The sequence below is a fragment of the Gracilibacillus salitolerans genome (genome assembly GCF_009650095.1).
In the GTDB taxonomy this organism is placed as follows: Bacteria; Bacillota; Bacilli; order Bacillales; family Amphibacillaceae; genus Gracilibacillus; species Gracilibacillus salitolerans.
This window is the reverse complement of sequence record NZ_CP045915.1, coordinates 1,745,650-1,757,000: the sequence shown is the minus strand read 5'-3', so window position 1 is coordinate 1,757,000 and position 11,351 is coordinate 1,745,650. Positions and strand designations below refer to the sequence as shown.

11 protein-coding genes are annotated in these 11,351 nt (G+C 32.3%); 1 reads left to right on the top strand and 10 read right to left on the bottom strand.

From position 1 onward, the window contains the following. Positions 1–151: 151 nt before the first annotated feature. From GI584_RS23820 to GI584_RS08160, 3 genes are all read right to left on the bottom strand, one after another. On the bottom strand, positions 152–295 hold the full coding sequence (locus tag GI584_RS23820) for a hypothetical protein (protein WP_194842161.1): 144 nt from the start codon (positions 293–295) through the stop codon (positions 152–154). Further along, the gene (locus GI584_RS08165) at positions 285–458 is read right to left on the bottom strand and encodes a hypothetical protein (RefSeq protein WP_153790913.1); all 174 of its coding nucleotides are present in this window, start codon (positions 456–458) and stop codon (positions 285–287) included. Before GI584_RS08165 ends, GI584_RS23820 begins: the two co-directional genes overlap by 11 nt. A 100-nt stretch (positions 459–558) precedes the next feature. Then, positions 559–768: a hypothetical protein gene (locus GI584_RS08160; protein ID WP_100362512.1), complete on the bottom strand. Its 210-nt coding sequence runs from the start codon at positions 766–768 to the stop codon at positions 559–561. Between the two features lie 330 nt (positions 769–1,098). Between GI584_RS08160 and GI584_RS08155 the strand changes: the two genes are divergently transcribed. Beyond that, positions 1,099–1,350: a YkuS family protein gene (locus GI584_RS08155; RefSeq protein WP_100361147.1), complete on the top strand. Its 252-nt coding sequence runs from the start codon at positions 1,099–1,101 to the stop codon at positions 1,348–1,350. Between the two features lie 99 nt (positions 1,351–1,449). Here GI584_RS08155 and GI584_RS08150 read toward each other — a convergent pair whose 3' ends face one another. The 7 genes from GI584_RS08150 to GI584_RS08120 form a co-directional block, all read right to left on the bottom strand. After that, positions 1,450–2,883: a glycosyl hydrolase family 28 protein gene (locus GI584_RS08150; RefSeq protein ID WP_153790912.1), complete on the bottom strand. Its 1,434-nt coding sequence runs from the start codon at positions 2,881–2,883 to the stop codon at positions 1,450–1,452. A 125-nt stretch (positions 2,884–3,008) separates the two neighbouring features. Beyond that, positions 3,009–3,941, bottom strand: a complete 933-nt coding sequence (locus GI584_RS08145; protein ID WP_153790911.1) for a family 43 glycosylhydrolase — start codon at positions 3,939–3,941, stop codon at positions 3,009–3,011. Positions 3,942–4,030: 89 nt separating this feature from the next. After that, positions 4,031–5,578 (bottom strand): ABC transporter substrate-binding protein, encoded by a 1,548-nt coding sequence (locus GI584_RS08140; RefSeq protein ID WP_100361150.1) that lies wholly within the window; start codon positions 5,576–5,578, stop codon positions 4,031–4,033. Positions 5,579–5,680: 102 nt separating this feature from the next. After that, complete coding sequence (locus tag GI584_RS08135; protein ID WP_228552367.1) at positions 5,681–6,547, bottom strand: carbohydrate ABC transporter permease; 867 nt, start codon at positions 6,545–6,547, stop codon at positions 5,681–5,683. 20 nt (positions 6,548–6,567) lie between these two features. After that, entirely contained in the window at positions 6,568–7,368 is an 801-nt protein-coding gene (locus GI584_RS08130) for an ABC transporter permease (protein ID WP_228552366.1), read from the bottom strand. 397 nt (positions 7,369–7,765) lie between these two features. Then, positions 7,766–9,544, bottom strand: a complete 1,779-nt coding sequence (locus GI584_RS08125) for a sensor histidine kinase (RefSeq protein ID WP_153790909.1) — start codon at positions 9,542–9,544, stop codon at positions 7,766–7,768. Then, complete coding sequence (locus GI584_RS08120) at positions 9,531–11,129, bottom strand: response regulator transcription factor (protein ID WP_153790908.1); 1,599 nt, start codon at positions 11,127–11,129, stop codon at positions 9,531–9,533. The genes GI584_RS08125 and GI584_RS08120 overlap by 14 nt, the downstream gene beginning before the upstream one ends. Positions 11,130–11,351: the final 222 nt, after the last annotated feature.

Sequence of the window (11,351 nt, the reverse complement as noted above, 5' to 3'; positions counted from 1 at the left end):
TTTTAAGATTAGATTCTTTTATTTACTATTGTTCTGCTATTTTTAAAATAATGTAATAAAAAATATACACAAGTGATTCTTGCGTAAAATCACTTGTGTAATACAATTTAAAGATGATGCACCTGCAAGTAGATGGACAAGGAGTCTCTCATTATAACCCACCACAAGTTCTACCAGTTTGCCTTTTTATAAATTCATCTCTTTCTCCACCATCAGAGAGTTCTTCTGAAAACTCATGATCTTTTTTGTTTTTTATCTTTTCATTCGTACTTTTTGATCGACTTTTATCTTTCATCTTGAACACCTGTATCCATATTTAGGTAGTCTTTCCCTGGTTCAAATGAGGTTTGTTTGAGTTTCGTTTCCTCCCTATCAGGATGGTGTGTTTCATGATCTATTTCAGGAATTGCTTCATGTTCAATCTCGATTCTTTTTTGAGTTCTATCCTTCTCTTTCATTTTTAACCCCTTCTATTCTTAAAGTTAGTTTTGTAAAACTTGAGTTAGTTAAGATTGTTGATGGTTTAGCAACAGATTATTTCCTGCTAAACCAGCTTATTCAAGAATTATTTCTTACTTGTTCAATTTCTTTATTAGCAACATATTCGTTTGCTTCTTCCAATTCTTTGTGCGCGTCAACAGAGTCTCCTGCATATCGCTCAACAGTATCTTCAAGATGTGCGGGATCTATGTCTTTTCTGATCCCAATTTCACCATCCTGATTTGCTGGATTAGGCATTTGAAAGTTCTCTTTTCGTTTCTCTTTCATGTTAATCACCTCATCTTTATCTTTTACATTGAGACTGATTTCATGCAAAAGGCTTCCTTATATTTGTTCATTTTAAAAATTGCATTTGGATGTAAATTTCTCCGGTTCTTTAAAAAGTGTAGCGTATCGATCTCGATATACAAGTGTAATAAAAATTAACCATTTTTTTGGTGATCAGCTTTAAGTAAAAAGCGTGAGTATCTAATTTCCTTTTAAAGAAGAATGTAAATTGGAGGAATAGAACAGTAATTGCAGTAAAAAATATAACTGTGTATGAAGTAATGAATAAAGAACATATTAAAGATGACGATAATTCAAGGAGGTCAAAATATGGCTCGTATTGGAGTAGAAGAGTCCTTAACAGATGTTCAGCAAAAATTACAAGAAGATGGACATGAAGTCATCACATTAAGACAAGAACAAGATGCCAATGGCTGTGATTGCTGCATCATTTCCGGTCAAGATGAAAATGTGATGGGAATGCAAGACACTGCGATTCAAGGTGCTGTTATTAGCGCACAAGGACTTAGCGCGAATGACATTAGTCAGGAAGTACAACAAAGATTGCAACAACAGCAGTAATTTTTAATATCCGGACCAAATCATAAAAGGTGTATGAAAGGTCCGGATGCCTTTATCTGGATTTATGAATATTCAATCTATCATTAGTGTAAATTAAAATTATACAAATTTGATACAATGCGCATATTCATTTATATCGAAGTGTTGTTCGTCAGCATTCAAAACTTTGATTCCATTTATCCTTAAATTACTAAAGATGACATCACTAACATTTCGATCAGCGTCATATCCATAAATCCGTGAAGGCTTTTCGTTTTCACCGTTATATTCAATATTCTTAAAGATTATATTCTCAATCCTCTTACCTGGAGCAGGATTATATTTTTTATTAAATACAACTCTTAGATCTAGTAATTGACCTAGTTCAAAATTTTCAACACGTACATTATAGAATGTTACATTTTTTACAACATTCATATCTCCAGCATTAATTGCCATTGCTCCCCAATAATTCTCTTGAGGTTCATGGTGTTCTAAGATGTCGATATTTTTAAAGTGAATATTCTCTATCGTGTCTCCCGTTCCTTCATGATCACCGTGTGTTCCCATATTCACAGGATGTGCAACATCAGCCCATAAAATTGAATTGTTTACTTGTATGTTTTTCGTGTCACCATAAAAGTTCCCTCGACTACCATAAACAGCGATACAGTCATCAGAATTTCGCATGAATACGTCATGGATAGAAACATCTTTACTCGACATCATATCAATCCCATCTGACCAGCCTCGTGTACTAAATGATTTAAAGTTATTTATTTTGATGTCAGATGATTGACCAATAAGAATACTGTAATGTGGTGGATCAACCACAACTATACCATCAACTGTAATATTCCTGGAAAACTCGATCTGCACTCCTCTATAGTAAGTCGTTTTTTCCATGTTTGCCATATACATAATGCCTCTACCACGTATTGTCACATCTTCTGCATGGTCACATAAAAATGAGCCTTCAATCACCGATCCACCGTCTAGATAAATCGTTTTATGTGATGGAATACGAAACTCGCTTCCTTTAATACAATGGTAACCAGCATCAAAATACAATATATCGGGAATTACACCATTAGAGTTTGGTTGTGTAGCTATCCGCGTAATATTCTCTGGAAGATGATTACCTGACTCAATTACAGCTACATTTCCATTCATTACATCAGGTTTATCCTTTTCAATCGGGTTTGCAAATACGTGGAGGTTATGAAAACGATCCCCATTCACTTCGACCGATAATTTACATGGTTGATCCAACTTCATATTAATGACATTTTGATGTTGTTTATATGAGATTTTATTCGACAATGGTCGGATAATAATGTCTTCCACATCCATATAGTTACATGTAATTTCTACGTCTATGAATTCATCCATATCAAAATGAACCATAGAAGCTTTCCGAACATTGTGCATATCTACCTTTACTTCATATACACCTATCTCCTTCCATTCTTTGTCATCTGTACGGACTCGAACAGAAAAATCTTTATTACGGACAGCTTCTTCTGGGACAGAAAAAGTATCTAATATGGCCATTCAATCACCTCTTAATCTAATCATTCTGAAAGCATAATATATAAAGTGAGACTTCCCTAAAGTGGGGATTTTACGGACGATTAGCACCGTGATAAATAGAACGGAAGAATAATTTCATCTTTTTACTACTTAAATTGAATATTCTTATCGTCATCTATTTCATATTGATCATAATATTTTAATATTAATTTTTCTTCTTCAAACTGGAGTGGTAAGAGTACATAACTTGAATTAATATAATTTTCGGCATCCCAGCGATCTGAATAATACAATATTTCCTCCTCATTTAACTTCAGTACAAAAGCAGGCTGTGTATCATAAGTCGTTTCGTCTCCGAAGTTTTCCAGAAGTGTCCAATTACCATCCATACTATCACTTGTAGCATATTTCCCTTGATTAGGCGCCCAGCCTGTGCAGTATGAAGAGACCATATAGTATCTCTCCTTTCTTTTAAACACTGCTGGCGCCTCTCTATATTCACCTTGCCATAACTTGCGAACTAATTTGTCTACATTCATGTAGTCACTACTTAATCGGTAAATATGTAAATCTGCATTATCTCTTGCCGCTGAGATGAAATATGCTGTTCCATCATCATCTTGAAATAGTGTGCAATCTCTTGACATATAACCAAAAGGGTTCATATGACCATGGTAAACAAAATTCCCATCAGGAGTATCACAACTTGCGATTGCTGCAGCCGCTTCGCTATAGTCTTTACCATTTTCAAAATGTGCCCATAAAATAAACTTTTTTGTCAGTGGATTAAACAATACTTTTGGTCGTTCAATATTTACTTTTGTATGATCTCCATTCACAAGACTTAATTGTGTTCGAACTCTAGTATGCTTTGTTTTCGAATCTGTTGTTAATACATGATTTCTAAATTCCCAATTAGCTAGATCTTTAGATCGATAACAATTGACATAGTAATCATCTCGACGGTCTTCTCCATACCAATAATAAAAATTGTCATAATAAATGATAAACCCTCCATGAGCATGGATTGGGTTTCCATCAGAATCTTTCCAAAGTGAACCGTTTTTCAATAAATTCATGTCACGTTCCTCCTAAACATTGAGAATAGTAAATTACACTAAGAGAACTGAAAGAATAACCTTCTCTCAGCCCCCTGTTTTTTGATAAGTTACAATCCATTTTCCTCTACAAATGCATCTACTTGACTCTGTAGTTCATCAATTATTTCCTGGGCACCTGATCCATTCATTCTCTCAAGCATTTGTTCATATAATTCTTCATAGTTAGAGGCTGAACCAGTACTTAAAGTTTCCCAGTATTCTGTATAAATGGTTTCTATTTGTGCTACTTGTGTTCTTACCGGTTCCAAATCTGGTTTAAATCCAATCAATGGTGACTTCCAAGCATTATCATGAATTTCACCTAATGTATCCCAATGTCCTTCAGGATTTGCTTGTGTTTCCCAAGCGTTTAATGTATTACCAGTAAAGTAATGAGTTAAACCATATGGTGCCTCAGAACCAGGATTTGCAGGAAACGATCCCGGGTAATCGATTGTTTCAATACGATTATCATTTATTTTCTCATAATGCTCACCTTCATTTCCCCATAGCAAGAAATTGAATAAATCTTTTCCTTTTTCTGTATGCATTAATTCAATTAATTGCATAGCACGTTCGGGATTATCGGAAGATGATGGTATAACAGTATTAGATGAATGAGTTAACTGTGAAATATAATAGTTTTCTCCAAGAGGTACAAATTCTTTTTCCGGTTCAGCTAATTCATCTCCTGGGAAATATGCATGAAAGTGAATAGCTTCTTCACTTCCCCCATCCGGATTAGCAACAATATCTTCCCTAATAAAACCTTTCTCATACCAATTGTTCATATTATCGAAAAACAATTTCATTTCTGGTAATTCTACTTTATTAACTACTTCATAATTATCATCCTGAATTCTAATCGCAAAAGGATTACTGATCAACTGACCTTGTTGCATTTGTTCGATAGTATATGGATTTACCTCTACACTACCTCGTGCATCTTGTATTCTTTGAAAGTAGTCACTTAGTGCATCGTAAGCCTCTTGATTTAATGGACGCTCATCTCGTGAATAAAAAACTTGTTCTGATTCCTCTTTACTCCATAATTCTTCAAAATCCTCTTTTGCCGTTCTCATCGTTACACGCATATCTGTCATTGGTTGCCAGTTAGGTATAGCATACTGTTTCTCATCCACTTTACCAAAGTCTAGTAATGTAGCATCTAATTCATTCACTAAATCCGGAGCATATTCAGACATTAACTCTGTTAAATCCATATAAGCCCCTTTTTCTACCTCTTGTACCAATGGTGTACTCCAAAAACTCCAAGCAATGTCAATTGGTTCCTGAGCAGAAGCTACTAATTGCCATCTTTCTCCATATTCTGGAATCGTTACATTTTCAAATTCTACTGTTGTATTTGGTAAATATTCTTGTAATTTCTCATTAAATTCAGCCCAGACTTTATCTTGATCTGGTTGATCTATTGAAGGGACTAACCATTGTAAAGTAACTTCCTCATTTTCATCACTATTTTCTGCATTCTCATTATTATCAGAAGATTGCTCTTCTGTATCATTTGTGTTCGCATCATCATTTGAGCAAGCTACTATAAACAAACTAATAAAAAGCAAAAGTAAAATCGATAAAAACCAGTTTTTCTTTAACATCTTTTTCTCCCCTTTTATGCATAATCTTTTATTAAATGACAAGCTATTTTTTTATTTACTAGCCTTCACCTCCTTAAATTAATAGCATAATAGTTATTAAGCTTAGCCTTTAACTCCACCAATAGTGAGTCCTTCTGCAAAGTATTTTTGAAAGAAAGGAAAAACAAACAACATTGGCCCTGCAGCAACAATTGCCATTGCAAACCTAACAGTTTCAGTTGGTACATCCATTGTACCGAATCCTATTGGCAACTGATCCGCAATATTGTTAATAAATTCCACTTCCATTAAAATTCTTTGCAGCAAGAACTGTAATGTATATAATTCAGAATCTCTGATATAAATAAGGGCAGTCATCCATTCATTCCATCTTACTAATAGATTAAATAGCCCGATTGTTGCTATAACTGGTTTAGATAATGGTAAAATAATCTGGAAAAAGATTTTCAATTCACTAGCACCATCTAGTTTTGCTGATTCAATCAAACTAAAAGGTAAACCAGCAAAAAACGTTCTAAAAATAATGATATGAAACGCATTAGCAAGTGTTGGGAATATATATACCCAAATCGTATTACCAAGACCATAGTACTGAGTGATCAAAATATAAGTTGGAATTAAACCTCCACCAAAAATCATAGTAAAAAATATAATAAAAGTAAGTGGGTATCTCCATTTGAAATCTGGACGTGATAATGGATAAGCACACAAAGCCATTACTAAGATACTAAGAAAAGTTCCTACAAAAGTAGTGAATATCGTAACACCATACGCCCTTACAATCTCTTCTAAGTTTCTGAAAATAGTCTGATACGCAATAAAATCTAAATAAGGTGGAATAAGTTTATAACCATGTTCTTGAATAATACTTTCACTAGTTAAAGAAATAGAAATAGCGTATAAGAATGGAATAATAAATATAGCACTAAATACAATAAATATAACGTGAATAAAATATTTTGCTTTCATTAAGATTCCTCCCATCCACTCTAAAATAGTGCTTTCTCTGGACTGATTTTTCGAACAATACCATTTACAATTAGGATTAAGATCAAACCTACTACTGATTGAAATAACCCTACTGCTGCTGTAATACTAAGATCTCCAGTTCTTAATCCCCTAAAAATATAAGTATCTATAATATCAGTAGTTGGATATAGTAAACCAACATCTCTAGGAATTTGGTAAAAGAGACCAAAATCTCCCCGGAATGTATCACCGATCGCTAAGATAGTTAATATAGTGAACACCGGTAAAATAGCAGGAACAGATATATGTAATGCTTGTTTAATTTTATTGGCTCCATCAATCCTTGCCGCTTCATATAATTGGGGATCAACTCCAAGTAAAGCTGCATAATATATTAAAGTAGCTAAGCCAATCCCCTTCCATAAATTAGTTAAGGTTAAAATAGCTGGCCAATACTTAGGTTCTTGATACCAATTAATCGGGTCCAATCCTATAAAATCTAGTAATTGATTTAATGTTCCTACTGTTGGATTTAAAAAGATATACGTAATAAAACCTACTAAAACCCATGATAGGAAATTGGGTAATAACATAGAAGTTTGATGTATTTTCAAAACAAATTTATTTTTTACTTCATTTAGTAATAACGCCATTGTTAAGGCAACAACATTATTAACAACAATAAATAATAAACTATAACCAACTGTGTTTCTTAACACTCTCCAGGCATCATTTGAGGTGAAGAAAAACTCAAAGTTTTTCCAACCAACCCACGGACTTCCGAATATCCCCAAATTATATTGGAAATTTTTAAAGGCCATTACCACTCCAAACATGGGAGCGTAGTGAAATAATAAAAAATAAATTAGGGCTGGAACCGTTAGAACTATTAGGGGTAAATAAGTCTTCCACGTTTTAAAAAAATTATTTTTTTTACCCGATTGTATTTGATTTGATTTAAAAGTATCTATCTTACTAGTAGGTGTTGCCAAATAAACCTCCCCTTTCTCCATCTGTAAATAACCACGTTTTCATAGCTTTATTGTAAGTGGTTTCATTACTGTTTCATACTATAAAAAATTGACATACGTAATATAAAATTAACCATTACAGGAAAGAAGAGTGTCTAATTTTATTAAACATTCATTTTTTTTACTATTTCTATTTTTAACAATAAAAAGAACCCATACCTTATGTATAGGTTCTTCGGAAATGTCCTTATATTATTTTAGAACGGTATTTAGGGATTTTCACCTCAACCTTTGTCCCTCTGTCCCTTTCACTCCAAACTTTTACCCCGTATTCCTCACCAAATAATAACTTAATTCTATGGTTTACATTTCTTATACCAACATGTGTCCCTTCTAAATTAAATTTATCTTGTAAGTGTGTATTCAATTTGTCTAATTCTTCTTTATGCATGCCGATTCCATTGTCTTTTACAATCCAGCGGATACATTCTTCGTGTTCTTGAATTTCAACGACAATGGTTCCGAATTTTTTCATTGGTCTAATTCCATGATAGATTGCATTCTCGATAATCGGCTGCAAGGTAAGTAATATCGTCTCATATTCTAATAACTTCTCATTTAAATTCCATTCAACTTTAAATTGATCTTTAAAGCGCATTTCCATAATATGAACGTATTTTTTATCTAATTCAATTTCCGTCCCTATAGAAATAATATTCTGATCTGATCCTATTGTTAGCCTTAACAATTTCGATAGGGAAACCGCCATCTTTGATAAATCATTTTCTCCACCCGTAAGCATCATAGCATTCCATTTCATTGTTTCTAATGCATTAGAAAGAAAATGAGGATTTATTTGAGCCTGTAATGCTAACATTTGTGCCTTATTTAATAATTCCAGCCTATCGTCTAATTCTTTTTCCATATCCAAACGATTATTATAATTATTTTTGATTTTATTATAAATATACATAAGCTCATTTTTGTTGATTTTGTTCTTTGCCTGGAGTGTTCTTTCAGGTTTGTCTAGAACAGAAATTACTTCACCTAATGGTTTATATGTTCTTAAAGTAATGATCAAAGTAATAATAAATGCAATAAAAATACTAAAAATGATAAAAGTATACATGAAATTTCTGATGTGCTGCTTCTGTTCTTCAAAACGATTTAGCGAGAGCAATGTGATGACAGACCAGTCTAAAGACTCTAAATTCTCATTTGATACCAACATTTGATTTTCCTCTATTGTTACATTTTTTGCATAAAACAGATCGCTTGTCAGCATCCAGTTGGCGTCATACAAATCAGTGAAAGTTTTTTGAAATAATGATATTTCTTTATTATACAGGACTTTTTTTGTATTATTATCCACCACATAAATGGAATCAAAAAATTCACCACTACTACTTTCGATAACAGGTCTAAGGTCTCTAATATTTAGATTTATTATAATTGTTCCTAACTTGTTTCCATCGATAAAAACAGGTTTGATAACACTAAGGAAATATGGGAAAAAATTATCATATTTCAGTGGCAAAACATAGGTGTGATTTTTATCAATTTTTTCATACTCTTCCAACCACGTTTGATCTGCATATTCCTGAACTGGCCCAAAATATTGATTAGTAATAACACTTTCTTTTTGTTCGGAATAGATAATAATAGAGTGAATATGATCATATGTGTTTGTGTACATATTTAGTAAGCTTCTTGTTTTATCTACGCCTTCATTTGGGTAATAACTCGTATAAAGATAATACTGGACTTCATTTTGAAGCGCTAATTGGGCAGCTAAACGATTGGTATCATTGTATAGATTATTTAGCGTATCTACCACGGTTTGCAATGAATTATTATTTTGCGATTCAATTTCCGCTTCAAATGTTTTATTCATATTGTGATAAACGATCATATTCATCGCAATTAAAGGTATAACGATTAGGAATAAAATAATTAAAAAATTGCGGATAAACAAGCTTTTAAATTTATAACTGGATATTATTTGCCATATTTCATGATATTTCATTAACAAAACTACTCTCAGTTACATATTTTCTACAATACTCCCTTGGCGTATACCCTGTAATTTGTTTGAAAACTCTCGAAAAATATTTACTACTTTTATAGCCTACTTTTTCGCTTATTTCATATGTTTTATATTTATTCTCCTTTAGCAATTCAATCGATTTTTTAATTCTAATGTTAGTTAAATAATCAGAAAAATTCTGACCAGTTAATTGTTTGAATAATCGGCTAAAGTAAGCATGATTGAGGAAGACATGCTCAGATACTTCCTCTAGAGACAAATCTCGATAATAATTATTATTAATATATTTTTTTGCCTTTTCTATTAAATGATGCGTAGAACTAATATTTGATTTACTCTTTTCAAAATAGGAAATAAATTCATACAGAGAGGCATTACAATACTTTTGAATTCCCCTAATATCATCGATATGTAAAATCTGATGATACGTGGAATTTCCATTATTTAATGTAAAGATATTCACCCCCATTTCCACAAGGACATGTGTAATCATAGAAAGCAAATCAATACTTAATCGTTGTATTTCTTGTATAGGTAACGTACTTAATTTCTTCATTGTAACATTCAGTTTTTCCGTAACTTCTTCCTTTTCCCCTTTAATAATAAGTGGAACGAAATTTTTATACTCTTGTATAAATTCCCTATATTCCTGAATATTCAACCCAGTAGTTTGGTAGTTTCCATCATCAGCATTGCTTAGATTATCCTTAGAAATATATCTTGATAATTCCATTATATCTGAATAAATACTCCCGTATTCAAAAGATATTTGGATACCAAAGTTTCGTCGCATGGATGTGGTGATTTCTGAAATAACACTATTTATTTTTGATATCACTATGTCTTTCGGATGAGAAGATAAAACTAGTATTCTTAACAATTCCGCGTTTTGGGAGGATGTAATAAAATATACGCCTTTTTTTTCTTGATTAAAAAATACTTTTAAGCTTTCGGTTAATTGATGATGAGAGATCCCATTCACATTGTCTATCACGTTCGTATGAATAATTGCACAACTATAATCGACAATTTTTGTTGGTAAATTAATGGCCGCCATTCTTAGTTTTAATTCCTCTTTATTTTTAATATTTCCAGATCCTATATTTAAGAGGAGTTGTTCTTGCAGAAGAGGTAATGCATTTTCATATTTTTGTTTATAGTGACTTTCCATTTCTTTCAGTTTTCTTTCTTGATCTAATTCTTCTTTTAACTCTTGAAATAAAGATTTTATCTCATCTAACTCTGCTGGCTTAATAAGGTATTTGCTTACATTGTATTCAATAGCTTTTTTTGCGTATTCAAAATCTTTATAGCCACTTACTAGTATCGTCTTAGTATCGGGACATTTTTTGTAAATATAACTAGAAAGTTCAATACCACTAATTTGCAGCATTTCTATATCTGTCATAACTACATCGACTCTGTTTGTTTGCAGAAAATCTTTGGCTTCCTTACCATCTTCGAAATCTTTAATTAATTCGAAGCCCAATTCCTCCCAGTTTATAAATTGTCGAAAACCATCACGTACAACTTTCTCGTCATCTACAACAATCAGACTATACATAGTATCACCCCATTCAAGAACCTACATAAAGTAAGCGTTATCAAAAATGTTTTCCATTTAAAACTTAACTACTTCTCTTTTTCTTCATCTATAATTTTAACACTTTATTTTACATAGTACATGATCATTTTTTTAATAAATGAACTTTATTTTTACATGCAACAAGTGTGCAGGTGATATATATTGACAAAAGTTCAATCTTTTTACCTATTCTATAATTTC